We start from the raw sequence: 15,681 nt of genomic DNA on the forward strand, positions 1-15,681 counted from the left end.
CGTCGCTCGAGGGAAACATTGTCCCGGTTTTCACCAATTTCAGGCCATGTTTGCCATTTTTTGGAGTTTTTCTGGCAAGAAAGCAAAAAAGTGAGTGATCACTCACAAGCATTGAGTAGGATCAGCTCCGTTGGCAATCGATTTTTGATCCCTCGGGTTCTTTTCCGAATGGTGAAACCAGATCAGGGTCGCTTGGGTTTTTGGAACTTCGTGTTGCCATCGGGACAAAGGGAGAGAGTTGTATGAGCCAATTGCCAGTAAAAGTGTATGGATACCGTTGGGTGGTTTTATTTGCCTACATCGTGATCACAGCGACCATTTGTTTGCAATGGTTGTCTTTTGCTCCGATTGCCAGGGAAGCCAAAGAGTTTTATATGGTTTCCCCACTGCAAATTGATCTTTTGTCTTTAGTGTTTTTGGCTGTTTTTGTTTTCATCGCCATCCCCGCTTCGTATGTGATTGATACCTATGGAATCAAAATTGGTGTTGGGTTTGGTGCGATCCTAACTGGTGTTTGTGGGTTACTCAAAGGGATGTATGCATCGGAGTATGCAGTGGTCCTCATTTGCCAATTGGGTCTTGCCATTGCCCAACCTTTCCTCCTCAATGCAGTGACAAAAATTAGTGTATTGTGGTTTCCCATCCACGAACGAGCCACATCCGTTGCTTTAGGAACACTCGCACAGTTTCTCGGAATCATCCTTGTGATGATCCTAACCCCCATTCTTTTACACAGTGGAAACACGATTCCAGAAGTGATGATGGTGTATGGATTTGTCTCGATGGCGAGTGCGATTCTTTTTTTACTCCTCGTAAGAGAAAAACCTCCCACCTCACCGAGTACACACGGCGAAGACCATGAACTCTCCTTTTTTGATGGGATTCGTTTTTTATGGAAACAAGCCGACATGAAAAAAATCCTATTTTTGTTTCTCATTGGGCTTGGTGTGTTTAATGCCGTGAGTACTTGTATCGATCAGATTTGTGAAATCAAAGGATTGAACACAGAAGAGTCGGGACTTGTGGGTGGGGTGATGCTCATTGCCGGGATCCTAGGAGGTATTTTCATCCCTCCCCTCTCTGACAAATTCCAAAAACGAAAACTATTTTTAGTCATCGCTATGATCGGATTTTTACTTGGGCTTACTGTTTTTGTTTTGTTCCAAGGTTTTATCCCTTTACTCATTGGGTCGGTAGTGATTGGATTTTTTTTACTGGGGATTGGGGCACCCATTGGATTCCAATACTGTGCTGAGATCACATCCCCTGCCCCCGAGTCCACCTCACAAGGGTTATTACTCCTTGTGGGCCAAGTCTCAGGAATTGTATTTATCTTAGGGCTAAATTTTTTTGGAATGGTATCGTTTTTGTATGTGTTACTTGCGTTAACAGTACTAACACTGGCACTTGTCTTCCAATTGAAAGAAAGTCCGTTTATGGAAAGTTAGGGGAAGATCAATACAGGTTACTGCTTACCTAAGATAGTATCTAATGCTCGGGCACTTTTTTCACTGAAGTCAAATTCTGTAAGTGGAGGCGCATTTTTTTCTAATTTGTAGAGCTCATATGCTTCTTTTGCATTCTCAAGGAATTCTTTCGATTCAATATGCCCATACCCAAAGAACATTGGTCTAGCAATGTCTGGATGCATTAAGTAAAATAATTTATCATTTCTAGAACGGAGATAGATAATTTCAGGTGTAATATATGGTTTTTTTGAAAACACAAAACTAAGGCGACAATCACGGAACTCCTTAGTAAACTTTATGCAATATACTTCTTTTAGAGTATCGATTCCCACAAAAAAATCAACTTTTAAATAAGGGACATATCTCCGTGCTCCTTTGTCAAACTCAATACCGAAGTAAGTTCTACCTGCTTGTCTTTCTAAAACCTCATAAAAGTCATACACATAAATATTACCCTCTTGATCGCCGATCTCTTTTCTAAAACGCTCTGGATCGATTTTTTGATAATTTTCATAAGGAATTTCAAAAACTCGCTCATCTTCCCTTCTATTGAATAATGAATTTTCTTTAGTTAGCATTATTTTTTGTTCTACGGGTTTCGTATGTTCTACCTGGGTGTGTTCTTTGCATACAGTAACGAGAACAAAAACTAAAAATAAAATCTTAATATTAAAATTTTCTCGCAAAGCTAAATTCCTCTTTTTTTCTAGAGTAATCGCCGACTATTTCAACGACATCTTAACTGCCATGTTGATACAGGAACTCATCGTTGGGAAAAGATAACTGTCACTGCTAGCGGCATAGGCACCTTTCGGGTAAAATGCATCTCCTCCTGTCAATCCATCAGCAAACCGTAGGCGGTAATCGGACCTGTCTTTTCGCTCTGGGCTGCTTTTGTACAGTTTGATCTTCGCCCTATCCCCTTGGTACTGGAGCTCAAAAACATTGGATGAGATTTTTTTTACATCTAACATATAGAAGGTGCGGTCAAATAAGAACTTTAATACCGCTTCACCTTTTTTGGTGTCTAGAGCGAGACAAGCATATCTTGTAATTTGAGCGTTATTGCTATGAGTTCCTACTAAATTCGCAAACGTCTCCGTTTGGATGATAAAATAATAGGCATCCATCTGGTATGGCGGGAATGGTCCTGGTATGGGTGTGATATCATCAATTTGACCAAACGGTGCATTGAATTGAAATTCCCAACCTTCTGGCAGGTCAGGGTCAGGTGTCATTGTTTCTGCAACCGATTCTGTTATGTATGTGAAAAAACAAATTACCAGTAACATAACACCGAAAATGAGATGATTAAATTTTATCAATTTGTTTTAAAACCTCAGTGTATTCCCCACGTTCTTTATACCCTAGATAAAAATCTTCGGTACATAATGGTTTTCCTTCTTCTCCCGGGTATACCTCCAACACGTTTAACTGCAACACGATGATTGTCCCAGGCACATTTTCTGTAGATCCTACTGGTTTGTAGGCAGGCATGGGGTATACAATTTCTGCTTGGTTGGGAAATGAGACTTCAAAACTTTTTGTTTTTCTAAATTCATCATAAACATGATAACTCATTCCATTATTAATTTCATAGTATTGAGTCTCAAAAAAAGTAATCTTCATTTTTTTAATTCTTGCAAACTCATCCTGTATTTTCCCATCTAATTCACAATAGTTTTTAAATGCAAAATTATGAGAGTCCTGCATGTTCATTACCTTATGTTTTGGGGAATATTTCGCACTCGAATCGACTTCTTGAATGGCATGAAACAGATATAAGGATTCTCCAACACCTTGGTTTCTGGAAACAAGCCACTTTCGTTTGTTTCCAAATTTTTGAATGTATTCGTCTCTGTTCTTACTTTTTAACATGGATTTAAAATTACCATCTATTACGTAGTAATTTACTGTAAAAAAATGTTGGTCTTTTGAAGATGCGATCGGGAAACCACAGGAGCAATTCTGGTTGTAATGATTTATATAATTTACAATCGAATTTAAATCTGCTTTTTCATCAGCGGATAACACTGACATTGAGGTGAGAAGAAAACAAAGGATCAATATTTTTTTCATAAACGGATAGTACCTATACTGCAAACAAACCAGCTCGTAAAACGATTTCCTAATGGAAAGAAACAGAATCGTTTTTGTAGAGTGTCCGTTTACAACTCCTATCGGCAGTGATAGGGCAAAATCAAACCGGAGTCAAATGGAAAATGGAACCTTATCCACCTAAGGCACGTCTGATGAATTTCATCACATTTGAATTATTTTTTAGAAGAGGATAAATCACCCGTTCCGAAGAGAAGACCTGCAACACTGATATCTTCATCTAATTCTTCCCAATGGATTCCAATCCCTCCTCCACTAAGTTCATATCGATTCAGCTGTTCTTTATTTGCTTTTCTCAATCGCGGGAAGTAGGCAAGTGGTACGGATAATGATCGACCATCATATAACGAGATCCAAAGGTTATCTTCATCAAACCAAACTTTTTGTGCTTTTGCTTCAGAGATTAAAGAAGTCATTCCATTTACCTTCGATTAGATTTGAATTGTTTTCTATTTCTTCTTCGATCCAATTTAATTCTTTAGAAGAAAACCCGTAATTATCAACTAAAATTGCATTCGGTTTCAGCCAAAATTTTGCAATTTTCTCACCCTTTCTTACGTGAATATGTATTGGCTCACGAGGGTTACCCTCATTTGAAAAGAAGAAAAATTTAAATCCATTCTTTTCAAGTACCTTTGGCATTGCCTAATTATGTCAAAAGTCAACCATCTCTGCAACAATTAAACTCTATCAATACTTTACTAATCTATATGCTTTTTAGTAAAAATAGGGGTCGATTTCTGAATGGGAATCCATTCCAAAATGATACTATCCCTAACCGCCTAAGGCACGTCTGATGAATTTCATGACAGCTTTGACAACCGCTTCATCATCTTCAAATACGCCTTCCCCCAAATAAATTTTCATGCGTTCTTTGTAATACACGGTGGCATAAGAAAACTGTAAGGTCATAAAAAGATTATCGAGTAAAAAAGCAGAGAGGTTACTATCCACATCACTGGCAATCGTTCCCTCTTGTTTGGCTGTTTGGATCATATCGATATAACATTTTGCTGATAAGGATTCAAGTTCACCTGACAGGCGTGTGATGAGTTCGTAATTACTTTCCGTTGTCATTTCATTGTAGAGACGAATGATGTCTTGGTTCATCCGAGAATGGTTTTGGATGATCCTGACAATCTTTTCCACCTTCCCAAAAAAATCCAAATCCATAGACAGAACGGTTTCTAAGGTTTTTTCCAATTGGGTGATCCCATAATCGACCACGGTTAAGAAAAAATCCTCTTTGGTTTCGAAGTATTTGTAGAGGGAACCAACACTGATCCCCGCTTTTTGGGCGATGGTATTGGTATTGGCGCTTGTGAAACCACGGTTGGCAAATTCAGAGATGGCGATCGATAAAATCCGATTCCGTTTTTCTTCCGAAATCCTTTCGAAACTTTCGTTAAAGTGTTTTGTATCAGCCATATGCATCTTCCTACCTATGAATGAAAAAAGGCTGGATTTCTCAAGGAAATTGAGCGCAATTCCAAAAGAATCCGAGAAACTTTCTAAATTTTCGATTTCCTTCTTGACAATGAGTGATGACTCACTCATTGTCAAGTAAAAGAACACGGACGAGGAAACATCGTATGGCCACAGGCTTTTCCATCAATGAATACCCTAATGTAGACCAAGTTTACAAAGACTTGCGGAAATTAATTTCCCTACCGATCCGTTCCATTCGCAAAAACGAAATGGAAAACATCATCCAAAACTACTTTGAAAAAAAATGCAGTAAGTCCAAAGCCATGATCACAAAGGCTTCGGAATACATCCCAGGTGGTGTCCAACACAACTTGTCTTTTAATTTTCCTTTCCCACTTGTGTTCACCAAAGCTTCTGGCGCCTATTTATATGATTTAGATGGAAACAAATACATCGACTTTTTACAAGCAGGTGGACCTACAGTCCTCGGCAGTAACCCCACAAGTGTTCGTAAAAAAGTAATCGAACTCTTAGATTCCACAGGACCAGTCACAGGGCTTTTCCATGAATACGAATACAAACTTGCCGAAAAAATTGTCGAACTTGTTCCTTCTGTGGAAATGTTTCGCATGTTAGGTTCTGGAACAGAAGCATGTATGGCTTCCATCCGAGTGGCAAGACTTGCGACAAAGAAGAAAAACATTGTGAAGATGGGTGGAGCTTACCATGGATGGAGTGACCAACTTGCGTATGGGTTACGAATTCCTGGTACAAGGCATTTTGAAGCCAATGGTGTACCAAGATCTATTTTCAAATACACACAAGAATTCTATCCGAATGATCTAAACTCACTCGAATCCGTCCTCAAACGAAATCGTTTTTTTGGTGGAACCGCTGCTGTTCTCATTGAACCCGTTGGGCCTGAAAGTGGAACACGACCACTTGATAAAGATTTTAACAAAGGTGTTCGAGAACTTTGCAACAAATACGGTGCCCTTCTTATCTTTGATGAAGTGGTAACAGCATTTCGAATCGGCCTTAGTGGTGCACAAGGGTATTTTGGTGTGGAACCTGATCTCACTGTCTTTGGAAAAGTTGTCGCTGGTGGTTATCCATCTGCTGGTGGGCTTGGTGGTAAAAAAGAATACATGAAGTATGTATCTGCTGGATTACAAACGGGCACCAAAAAGGCGTTAATCGGTGGAACGATGGCAGCAAATCCACTCAGTTCCCTTGCAGGTTACTTCACACTTTGTGAAATGGAAAAAACCAACGCGTGTGAAAAATCAGGGAGAGCTGGTGACCGCCTCACAAAGGGATTACAAAAACTCATCCAAAAATACAACCTACCCTTTGTTGCCTTCAACCAAGGTTCTATCTGCCATTTGGAAACCGTTGGTACGATGTTACTCGATATCGATATCAAGAAATTTTGGACGATTAAAAAAACCATTGCAGAAGCCCACAAACGCAAACATGCAATGGAAGAAATGGGAGCAGCTTACATGTCAGAAGGTCTTGTGACACTTGCTGGAAGTCGTTTGTATACAAGTGCCGCTGATACGGATGCAGTGATTGATGATGCACTCAAACGGTTTGACCGAGTCTTCCAAAAAGTGGAAGGGGTGTAAGTAGCTAAAAACGCGAAATTCTTTCCCTCCCCGAAAAGTACTTGTACATTTTGGGGAATTCATGGCATTATGTCTCAAATCTCTACGAGGCCCGAACTATGCCTGAACCACTGCAAAAGATCATTGATAATCTAAAAGAGTTATTCAACAAACTCGACAAAACCAAAAAAATGATTTTGGCCGGAGTACTTGCAGTTGTTGTGGTGGCCATCATCATCCTCTCCAATGTTTCCTCCCAAAGGAATCGAGTGGTTCTTTTCAAAGACTTGGATTCCAAAGACTTCTCAGAAGTCACAAAAAAATTAGATGCCCTTGGGTATTCGTATGGTTCGAGTGAAACCAGTGTCATCACAGTGGATCCAGAACAAAGGCAAGAAATTGTAACCAAACTTGCACAAGAGAATTTAATCCCAGCGGGTGTCACTGGTTGGGAACTCTTTGATATTGAAAAATTCACCGAAACACAATTTGATAAAGACATTAAAAAATACAGAGCGTTAAAGGGTGCGATTGAAAAGTCATTAAACACCTTACGCCCAATTGAAAAAGCAGATGTCAACATTGCCATCCCAGAAGGGGATTTGTTTGAATCCAACTCCTATCCAGTCAAAGCCAGTGTGATTTTACACTTCCGACCAGGGGTAGAAGGAATTAGTAAAAAAGAAATCAAAGGGATTGTGAACTTAGTGGCAAGAGCTGTTCCCAAACTCAAACCAGAAAACGTAAGTGTTGCCGATCCAGATGGTAAAATCATATCTGATTTTGAAGAAGACTTAGAAAAAGAAAGATTAGAATTAAGGATTGTCCAAGAGAAACTCCGAATCGAAGAAGAAGAACGAGTCAAACGTCTCATCGACATCCGTAACACTTTACGTTGGTACTTAGGTGGGGAAGACCGAGTGGACATCACTCGATTTGAATATTCTTTTAACTGGGACCAAGAATCCTTAACGGAAAACGAAGTATTACCAGTAGTTGCGGAAGAAGATAACCCTGATACACCATATAACGAACGTAAGCTTGTTGATGGTTATTCCTTAAAAGTATCATCCAAAGAGACAAAGGAATCGTTCAAAGGAAGAGGTTTTACTCCTGATGGGCCTGCTGGTACAGAACCAAACCTTCCTCCAGGATACAAAGATACAGACTACCAAAAAGCTGAGTATTCCAAAGACGAAAACATCAATAACTACGAATTTAACAAACGGGTCAAAGACATCAAACGCCAACCTTGGAAAATTGAAAAAATCGGATTGTCTGTGGTTGTGGATGGAGTTTGGGAACGGAAAGAACGAGAAGACGGGATGGGATATGATCGAAAGTACATTCCTGTCGCCGAACAAGACTTAAAGCTCATTCGTAAAAACTTAGAAGCAGCCATTGGGTACACAAGATCACGTGGGGATCAAATCAGTGTTATCACAATTCCAAAAGATAGAACGGAACAATTCCGCGCTGAAGATGAAGAATTCCAAAGACAACGTGCCATCCGCAATATGGTGATCGCATCCCTTGTCATCCTCATCTTACTCATCCTTGCTATCTTAGTGTATCGTGCGATCAAAAAAGAAATCGCAAGAAGAAGAAGACTCAGAGAAGAAGAACTTGCTGCTCAACAACAAATGATGAGGGAAGCAGCTCTTCGTGTGATGGACGAAGGGGGAGCGGAAGTCGAACTCTCCCTCGACGAAAAACTCAGACGAGAACTTCTCGAAAACGCGATCAACCTGGCAAAAGAAAAACCAGAAGACGTGGCACAGTTACTTCGCACTTGGCTTGCCGAAGAGGAACAAACGTAAGTTAACTGATACGTCATTCAGTAACTATTAGGATTCTTTTTTCCAACGGATATTGGCACCGCGAGAAATCCGAGAATACACTTCTCGGAAGTATTGGTTAGGTGCCTTTCCATCAGGGTCTTGCGAATAACGAGGCCTTAGGCGGTGGACAAAGTACATATCCAAATCACCCTTATTTTTCCCATGGACTTTTCCACGATACTCAGTGACAAAAAAGTATTTCACAAGTTCATAGGTTTCCTTAGAGACATTGATTTTTCCAGTTTCACCACCTGATTCCATTCGAGAGGCTGTGTTTACAGTATCACCCCAGATGTCATAGGCAAACTTAAACCGACCCACAACCCCTGCAACAACGGGACCCGTGTGGATTCCCAACCGTAATTCCCAAAAAGGAAGGTTTAAAGCAGTTTTGATTTCCTTCAATTGGTTCATAAAACTTTGGATCTCAAGTGCCGCCAAACAAGCGTCAATGGCACTGGTTCGATTTTCGACAGGCAAACCACCGGCACACATATAACTGTCCCCTATGGTTTTTAATTTTTCCAAATTATTCCTGAGTATAATTTCATCAAACTGGGTGAAACAAGCATCGAGTTCTTCGATTAGACTTTGTTCATCCATTCCTTCTGCTACTTTGGTAAAACCTTTGAAGTCAGTGAATAATACGGTAGCGTTTTCAAAACGAACAGGATTCACACTCCCTTTTGCTTTTAATTCTTGGGCCACTTTGTATGGTAAGATGTTTAATAAAAGTTTTTCGGATTCTTCGCGTGCTTCTTCTGCCTTATCTTGTGCAATGAGAGCTTTTTCCCTTTCTTCATCTGCTTTTTGTTTTTCTAAATCTAACAGAAAATAACTGATATCTAGTTCTTCAGCAAGTGGCCTTGACATGATGTATACCACAAGATAATTAAAGAGAACCAGTGGCAAAACAATCATAGTGAGATGGAAAGCAGACTCCCCAACTCCATATTGTTCTCGTATCAATGGAAAATACAAAATAGCAGCAATTGCCATTGTAATGAGTCCAAGGTTTGCTAGTCGTTGGCTTAATTGGATGGTCCTTCCTTCCAACGACAATGCTCCATGTCTTAGAACCGCATAACCGAGTAAAAATGCAGGAATGAATTGAAAATCTGCAATGGGATAAATTGGAATTCCATGGCTTGGAAGTAAAGCAGCCAAAAGTAACAATGCCGATAACAAAAAGGATCCAATGATCCACTTAGAGGCAAAGTTAATATACCCTTTGTTCCGAAGAAAGGTAATTAAAACTAATACTAACGCAATGGCTCCATTAGCTCCGACAAGAAGTTCCGCAGGGCCACCATGATGCACTCGAGACCAAGGGTAATCATAATACCCTACAAACAAATAAGGAGAGGGGGATAAGATCGCAGCTGTGATACAAAGTAAATCGATTCCTTTTAACCAAACAGGTGACTTCTGACCTATGGCTTCAAAAACAAGTCGCACCATGATACTCGGTGCAAACGCAAAAGCGACAAATGTCATCTGCGAAATCCGAAGTTGTACAACATAGGATATGTTTAATTTTAAAGGAACTGATTGGATCACATAAAAACCAGTGAGAATGAGAGCAAACGCACAAAGTTGGTTGATCCTTGCTGATGGATTAGCTCCTGCAACGATGATTGATAAAAAAACAGCACCAAACACAGAAACGACGGGAGGTATACCCCAAGGGTACCATTTTGCTGATTCATATGCATTTGGTGAAAGCCCAAAGGAAACTCCAAAGGAAATAAAAATCAGAACAAAAGAAAGTAAGGCAAATAGAAAATAAAACATTCCATTCTTTTGGAATAATAGTTCATTCACATCAAAAAAATCTGAACGAAATACACCATAGGCAACAAGCAACATCGGAATGAATAAAAAGAATCCACCAGGATACACTTTGAATCCCAAAATGCTGGGAGCATTTAAGGTAGTGAGTAAAAACAATAAATTAACACCGTGAAAGAGAGTGAGATGGTAATGTTTACGAATGTAGTGATAATGTTTGATAAAAGAAGGAAGAATCAGTAAAAAGTATCCTAACGGTGCAAGAATTCCCCAAGGCCTTACAAACGCACTTCCCCGAGGGTATTTTCCGAATGGAAATTCAAACACGTTTGTTTCAAATCCTTTTCCTAAAATTACCCCCAAATACAATACAAAACTTGCAAACCAACAAACATAAGAATAGTATAACAGAAGTTTACTTTGTTTACCTGTCATGTGAAAGGCTAGGTAAAAGGCAGTAGGTGCGAGTGGGGCAACAAAAAAATACAATAAATCGTTCCACAAAACAAGTGTTTCTACATCTTGGATCCATGCTCTAGTAGTTAACACAAGGCCTACACATCCAAAACTGATAAACGAGATGGTCAGATTGAGATGAAAGTAACGATTGTCCTCTTTTGACTTACGAAACTTTTGAAACGCAAAAAAACTAAGAAATAAACCCACAACAAATGTCAAAATTCCAGGCGCACCATATGGAATTTGGTACCAAAAATATTCCCAATTGGAGATTATTCCCTCCGGTTTTACAAAATAAATTAGAGAGTATGAATCCATCCTTTATAAGATCGGCTATAAAATATTGAGAAAAGAGTCATTTCTTCTATTTGACTCACTTCTCGAATTGTTGTGCTATGTCGGATATGTTAGATCTTAATTTTCCAAAAAAGAACGCTACAGAATGGTTGGCCTCAGGTAAATTTTTTGAATATAAAAAATTCCAAATCTTCTATATCCAAGAAGGAAGAGGTCAAAACTTAATCTTGTTACATGGTTTCCCAACTTCTTCATGGGATTATTCCAAAATCTTTAATGGTTTAACTCGGTATTTTAATACATTCGCCATCGATTTTTTAGGCTTTGGGTATTCTTCAAAACCAATCAAACACGAATATACATTAGTCGAACAAACTGATATCATCGAATCCTTTATAGAGAAAAATGCCCTCAAACGGGTCAAATTTGTATTCCATGACTATGCTGTGAGTGTTGGCCAAGAAATCCTTGCTCGTCACTTAGAATCAAAAGAACGTAAGTATGAAATAGATGGTGCGGTGTTTTTTAACGGTGGTTTATTCCCACATTTGCATAGACCTACGTTCAAACAAAAACTACTCGCAACACCTATATTAGGTGCAATCCTCGCAAGATTTTATGATGAAAAAAAATTCGGCGTAGCATTTAGCGATGTTTTTGGTAAAAATACAAAACCCACAGAAAAAGAAATCTCTGTCCTTTGGAAACTCATCACCTATCCAAATAAAGTTTTGATCCCACACAAACTTTTAAAGTACATCAAAGAAAGACGATACCATGGTGAACGTTGGAAAAATGCCCTCTTACAAACAGAAGTTCCTTTGTTGTTTATCAATGGAGGAGAAGATCCTGTCAGTGGAAGTCATTTAGCAGATGAAATTGAAAAACTTCCCATAAAACATAAAAAACTGATTCGTTGGCCAAACATTGGACATTACCCAATGTGGGAGAACCCAGACGAAAGTTTTAAAGAAATTTATGAATTTCTAAAATAACAAATACAACGGAAGAGTTGTTAGTTTAACTTCCTATCGATTTCTAAAAATCGCTTATTAAAATAAGATGAGTGGTCTTTAGGATCGATCGGAAGGATGTGGGGTGATTCCTTCCATTCCTGTTCCTTCATCAATATTATCTGGATCGATATTTTGTTCTTTGACTTTGTACCGAATTTCGATTTTTTCAGGGCTGATCTGTAATATTTCGATCCCTTTTAGATCTTTGTTTTTGATGATCCTAACTTTTGCTACCTGAGGTTGTAATTCTGGAACAATTTTATTTTTAATTGGATCAAAGATATAATTACAAGGAACTTGAGCTGTAATGCCTGTTAGGATTTGCGCAGAACGTATTGGTTTTAGGGAAAAATAACGAATTGCAACTTGTTCTTCTGAAAGTTCTGCATCAAGTTTTGGATCTAACCCAGAACAAACGATGGGAATCCCGGCGGCAGTTTGTTCTCCTGTTTTATACGAAAGTGGGATGATATTTACATTCACCGTTACATCACGAGAGCCAAGTACATTCACACCTTTCGGCAATTCTGGAATTTTTACTGTTTTTGCAAATGGTTCCTTACGATCCACAAGTGAAATTTCTGGCAAAACCACTTTATTAATTTTTTCAAGGTCTTGTGGTTTACCACTGAGTGTGATTTTTTGAGGACTTAAAATCTGAGTCAACTTTTCAAAGTTAGCAGGTGGATTCCCTTCAAAAACAACTTCAATTGGAACCACTTTGAGTCCCCTCGATTCTATTTCCACTGGAACTGTTTTTTTAAGTTTTGTTACCTTAACTCCACTCGGAACACCAACAATTTTTTTGATAGGAACTTCTGTGACACCTAACTGGACATCTTCGGGATCAATCACGGCCTTCATGAATTGAGAATAATAGTTTACTACATCTTTTAAACCTTCCACTCGAACTGGAATGGTTTTTTCTGGGTTTTTTGAATAACTCAAATTACCAGATAACTTTGGATAGTCGATAGGAACATTCACTGTTTTGATCAAAACTTTAGAGTTTTGCAAATTTACATAAAAGATACTAGCAATGATCAGCGAAATGAGTTTTGCTTTCCAATTCCGAACCATTTTTCCAAATAATTTCAAAATCATATGATCACACCGGAATCTTTATCTTTGGATTTTCTTTGTGATTCGTCTTTTACCTTTTTACTCCCTGACATCAGACCACTTACAAGAGCTTTTAACTCCAAGGGTTTCACTGGATGGATCATTTCCCCTTCGTAACAAATTGTAATGTCTCCTGTTTCTTCAGAAGTAACGATGATGATTGAATCTGTTTCTTCCGAAAGTCCAAGGGCAGATCTATGCCTTGCACCTAAAGTTGAGATTTCTACGGAACTACTCATAGGCAAATAAGAAGCAGCACAAACAATTCTGTTTTGTTCAACGATGACTGCACCATCATGGAGTGGTGAATTCTTAAAGAAGATAGTTTGTAAAATTTCAGAAGTCACAATGGAATCCATTGGGACTGCGTTTTCCGATATATCCTTAAGACTAATGTCTTTCACGAGCACAATGATTGATCCAATTTTTTCTTGGGACATAGCCCTCACTGCTTCGACAATTGGATCCAAATCAAAAGTAGGTTTTAAAAAGAACAAACGTAGGAGTCGAATCCTTGCCAAATCACCTGTTAAACGGCGTAACTCAGGTTGTAAGAGAACAATGATGGCAAAAACAAGTGCTGGCCGAATATTGGTTAAGATCCATTCAAGTAACTCAAAACCTAAGTATTCTGCTAAACTTCCAGAGATCCAAATGATCCCTACGCCAAATAAGAGTTGAATCCCTCGTGTTCTACGTAAGGTTGTATATGATTTATAAATTAAAAATGCGACGATGAGTACATCTAAACTAATGGAGATATAATTTTTACTCCATGGAATGATGTATAATCCTCGAAAAAAATCCAATTTATATTCCTAAAACATCAAACATATTGTACAAACCTTTCGATTTGCCATGTAAAAATTCAGCGGCCTTCACTGCTCCACTAGCGAATGTTTTGCGATCTTGAGCACGATGTGTGATCTCAATCCTCTCTTCTGGACTAAAAAAATAAACTGTATGTTCGCCAACTACTTCGCCTGCACGCATAGTATGCATTGCAATTTCTTTTTGGTCACGTTCTGGGTACATACCATGACGACCATAAATTACATTTTCTTCACTTCGTTTACTAGCTTCCAGTAACACTTCTTTTAAATACATCGCGGTACCAGAAGGAGCGTCTTTTTTATGTCTATGGTGGATGTCTAAAACTTCGATATCAAAATCTTCGTGTAAAACTTTCGCTGCAATTTCAGTAAGTTTAAAAAGTAAATTCACACCAACAGACATATTTGGAGAAAATACAATTGGGATGGTTTCAGAAGCCGATTTGATTAGAGTTTTATCAGAATCGGTAAGACCGGTTGTACCTATCACCAATGGTTTACGATTTTTTAATGCCGTATTGAGAATGGATTCAAATCCAGTGTGGGTACTAAAATCGATTAACACATCAGAATCTTCATTTGCTTTTTGTAAGTCGGAAGATAATAGAATTCCAGTTTCTTTGATACCTGCATGGTTTCCAGAATCAAAACCGGCATAAATCGCACCCTCTCTCACTACAGCAGCGCTTAACACCGATTTTTTGGAAAGAGAAAGCACTTGGATGATGGATTTCCCCATCCTACCTCCAGCTCCAATCACACCGACTTTGATTTTAGACAATGCCTTCCTCTTTTAATTGGAATACGATTTTTTTAAATGACTCAGCTGGTTGCCCTTCTGACAACGAAGTCATTGGCAATCTGAGTTCATTACTGCAATAACCAAACCAACTCATAGCTGCTTTGATTGGGATTGGATTTGTTTCAATAAAGGCATTCACAAATACTGGGAGTAGTTTGTAGTAGATTTTTTTGGAAGCTTCCAGGTCACCACGAAGGTATAAAGAAACCATATCCACACATGCTCGTGGGAATAAATTTGAAACAACTGACACGACTCCTTTACCACCAATGGAAAGAACAGGAAGAGTTAAGTTGTCGTCACCAGATAACAAATCAAAGTCGGGTGGACAGAGCGAAATCACTTTTGCCATTTGTCCGAGATCCCCTGTTGCTTCTTTGATTGCTGCAATTTTAGGGTGAGCAGCCAAACGACTTACCGTTTCTGGTAAAAGATTTACATTGGTTCTACCAGGGATGTTGTACAACATTACAGGTTTCGATGATACATTTGCAATTGCTGTAAAGTGTTGGAACATCCCTTCTTGTGTTGGTTTGTTATAATACGGATTTACAGACAAAATTCCATCCACTCCATCTGCACAGGCAGACTCTGTGAGTTCAATTGCTTCTTTTGTGGAGTTAGAACCAGTACCCGCGATCACTTGGATTTTGCCCGCTACGATCTGCACCGTTTTTTGGATGAGTTCCTTATGTTCTTCGTAGGATAAAGTAGGAGATTCTCCCGTTGTCCCACAAGGAACCACACCAGCGACTCCGGATCGGATCTGGTTTTCTAGGATTTTAAAGTATTGATCGTAATCGATTTTCCCCTGGCGGAAAGGGGTGATGACCGCAGTATAAACGCCCTGAAACATAAATTAAACATCGAAGAGGGACTGATTTTTGCAATAAAA

The 15,681-nt window shown here is 38.9% G+C and carries 15 protein-coding genes; 4 read left to right on the forward strand and 11 right to left on the reverse strand.

All coding sequences use genetic code 11. The features are described from left to right. Positions 1-242 precede the first annotated feature (242 nt). Positions 243-1,448, forward strand: a complete 1,206-nt coding sequence (locus DI076_RS10145; protein ID WP_108960906.1) for an MFS transporter — start codon at positions 243-245, stop codon at positions 1,446-1,448. A 17-nt stretch (positions 1,449-1,465) separates the two neighbouring features. On the opposite strand, the gene DI076_RS10150 is transcribed toward DI076_RS10145, so the two are convergent. From DI076_RS10150 to DI076_RS10175, 6 genes are all read right to left on the reverse strand, one after another. Further along, positions 1,466-2,155, reverse strand: a complete 690-nt coding sequence (locus tag DI076_RS10150; protein ID WP_108959782.1) for a hypothetical protein — start codon at positions 2,153-2,155, stop codon at positions 1,466-1,468. 36 nt (positions 2,156-2,191) lie between these two features. Beyond that, positions 2,192-2,794, reverse strand: coding sequence for a hypothetical protein (locus tag DI076_RS10155; protein WP_108959783.1), 603 nt, complete (start codon positions 2,792-2,794; stop codon positions 2,192-2,194). Next, the gene (locus DI076_RS10160) at positions 2,781-3,548 is read right to left on the reverse strand and encodes a hypothetical protein (RefSeq protein WP_108959784.1); all 768 of its coding nucleotides are present in this window, start codon (positions 3,546-3,548) and stop codon (positions 2,781-2,783) included. The genes DI076_RS10155 and DI076_RS10160 overlap by 14 nt, the downstream gene beginning before the upstream one ends. A 194-nt stretch (positions 3,549-3,742) precedes the next feature. Then, positions 3,743-4,003 carry a DUF2442 domain-containing protein gene (locus DI076_RS10165; RefSeq protein ID WP_108959785.1) on the reverse strand — a complete coding sequence of 87 codons (261 nt, stop codon included), beginning with the start codon at positions 4,001-4,003 and terminating at the stop codon, positions 3,743-3,745. After that, positions 3,984-4,229, reverse strand: coding sequence for a DUF4160 domain-containing protein (locus DI076_RS10170; protein WP_108959786.1), 246 nt, complete (start codon positions 4,227-4,229; stop codon positions 3,984-3,986). Before DI076_RS10170 ends, DI076_RS10165 begins: the two co-directional genes overlap by 20 nt. A 132-nt stretch (positions 4,230-4,361) precedes the next feature. Next, positions 4,362-5,015, reverse strand: coding sequence for a TetR/AcrR family transcriptional regulator (locus tag DI076_RS10175; protein WP_108960907.1), 654 nt, complete (start codon positions 5,013-5,015; stop codon positions 4,362-4,364). A gap of 164 nt (positions 5,016-5,179) precedes the next feature. On the opposite strand from DI076_RS10175, the gene DI076_RS10180 reads away from it, so the two are divergent. Together DI076_RS10180 and fliF are read left to right on the forward strand one after the other, a co-directional pair. After that, a complete protein-coding gene (locus DI076_RS10180) occupies positions 5,180-6,646 on the forward strand; it encodes an aspartate aminotransferase family protein (RefSeq protein ID WP_108959787.1) in 1,467 nt (488 codons plus the stop codon). A 98-nt stretch (positions 6,647-6,744) separates the two neighbouring features. Further along, a complete protein-coding gene (gene fliF / locus DI076_RS10185) occupies positions 6,745-8,445 on the forward strand; it encodes a flagellar basal-body MS-ring/collar protein FliF (RefSeq protein WP_100726229.1) in 1,701 nt (566 codons plus the stop codon). Between the two features lie 27 nt (positions 8,446-8,472). Here fliF and DI076_RS10190 read toward each other — a convergent pair whose 3' ends face one another. After that, positions 8,473-11,034 (reverse strand): adenylate/guanylate cyclase domain-containing protein, encoded by a 2,562-nt coding sequence (locus tag DI076_RS10190; RefSeq protein ID WP_108959788.1) that lies wholly within the window; start codon positions 11,032-11,034, stop codon positions 8,473-8,475. Positions 11,035-11,111: 77 nt separating this feature from the next. Here DI076_RS10190 and DI076_RS10195 point away from each other — a divergent pair, with 77 nt between their 5' ends. Beyond that, the gene (locus DI076_RS10195; protein WP_108959789.1) at positions 11,112-12,008 is read left to right on the forward strand and encodes an alpha/beta fold hydrolase; all 897 of its coding nucleotides are present in this window, start codon (positions 11,112-11,114) and stop codon (positions 12,006-12,008) included. Between the two features lie 78 nt (positions 12,009-12,086). On the opposite strand, the gene DI076_RS10200 is transcribed toward DI076_RS10195, so the two are convergent. From DI076_RS10200 to dapA, 4 genes are read right to left on the reverse strand one after another with little or no spacing between them, the layout of a single operon-like run. Further along, a complete protein-coding gene (locus DI076_RS10200) occupies positions 12,087-13,133 on the reverse strand; it encodes a CdaR family protein (RefSeq protein ID WP_108959790.1) in 1,047 nt (348 codons plus the stop codon). Beyond that, complete coding sequence (cdaA, locus tag DI076_RS10205; protein WP_108959791.1) at positions 13,130-13,960, reverse strand: diadenylate cyclase CdaA; 831 nt, start codon at positions 13,958-13,960, stop codon at positions 13,130-13,132. Before cdaA ends, DI076_RS10200 begins: the two co-directional genes overlap by 4 nt. Position 13,961: 1 nt before the next feature. Then, complete coding sequence (dapB, locus tag DI076_RS10210) at positions 13,962-14,765, reverse strand: 4-hydroxy-tetrahydrodipicolinate reductase (protein ID WP_108959792.1); 804 nt, start codon at positions 14,763-14,765, stop codon at positions 13,962-13,964. Next, positions 14,758-15,642 (reverse strand): 4-hydroxy-tetrahydrodipicolinate synthase, encoded by an 885-nt coding sequence (gene dapA / locus DI076_RS10215; RefSeq protein WP_108959793.1) that lies wholly within the window; start codon positions 15,640-15,642, stop codon positions 14,758-14,760. The genes dapB and dapA overlap by 8 nt, the downstream gene beginning before the upstream one ends. Positions 15,643-15,681: the final 39 nt, after the last annotated feature.

It is taken from the genome of Leptospira ellinghausenii, assembly GCF_003114815.1.
Lineage (GTDB): Bacteria > Spirochaetota > Leptospiria > Leptospirales > Leptospiraceae > Leptospira_A > Leptospira_A ellinghausenii.

What these genes read in the sequence shown, in the direction of transcription:
- DI076_RS10145 (WP_108960906.1), top strand. Translation starts at nt 243, where the DNA reads ATGAGCCAATTGCCAGTAAAAGTGTATGGATACCGTTGGGTGGTTTTA.
- DI076_RS10160 (WP_108959784.1), bottom strand. Translation starts at nt 3,548, where the DNA reads ATGAAAAAAATATTGATCCTTTGTTTTCTTCTCACCTCAATGTCAGTG.
- DI076_RS10165 (WP_108959785.1), bottom strand. Translation starts at nt 4,003, where the DNA reads ATGACTTCTTTAATCTCTGAAGCAAAAGCACAAAAAGTTTGGTTTGAT.
- DI076_RS10170 (WP_108959786.1), bottom strand. Translation starts at nt 4,229, where the DNA reads ATGCCAAAGGTACTTGAAAAGAATGGATTTAAATTTTTCTTCTTTTCA.
- DI076_RS10175 (WP_108960907.1), bottom strand. Translation starts at nt 5,015, where the DNA reads ATGGCTGATACAAAACACTTTAACGAAAGTTTCGAAAGGATTTCGGAA.
- DI076_RS10180 (WP_108959787.1), top strand. Translation starts at nt 5,180, where the DNA reads ATGGCCACAGGCTTTTCCATCAATGAATACCCTAATGTAGACCAAGTT.
- fliF (WP_100726229.1), top strand. Translation starts at nt 6,745, where the DNA reads ATGCCTGAACCACTGCAAAAGATCATTGATAATCTAAAAGAGTTATTC.
- DI076_RS10190 (WP_108959788.1), bottom strand. Translation starts at nt 11,034, where the DNA reads ATGGATTCATACTCTCTAATTTATTTTGTAAAACCGGAGGGAATAATC.
- DI076_RS10195 (WP_108959789.1), top strand. Translation starts at nt 11,112, where the DNA reads ATGTCGGATATGTTAGATCTTAATTTTCCAAAAAAGAACGCTACAGAA.
- DI076_RS10200 (WP_108959790.1), bottom strand. Translation starts at nt 13,133, where the DNA reads ATGATTTTGAAATTATTTGGAAAAATGGTTCGGAATTGGAAAGCAAAA.
- dapA (WP_108959793.1), bottom strand. Translation starts at nt 15,642, where the DNA reads ATGTTTCAGGGCGTTTATACTGCGGTCATCACCCCTTTCCGCCAGGGG.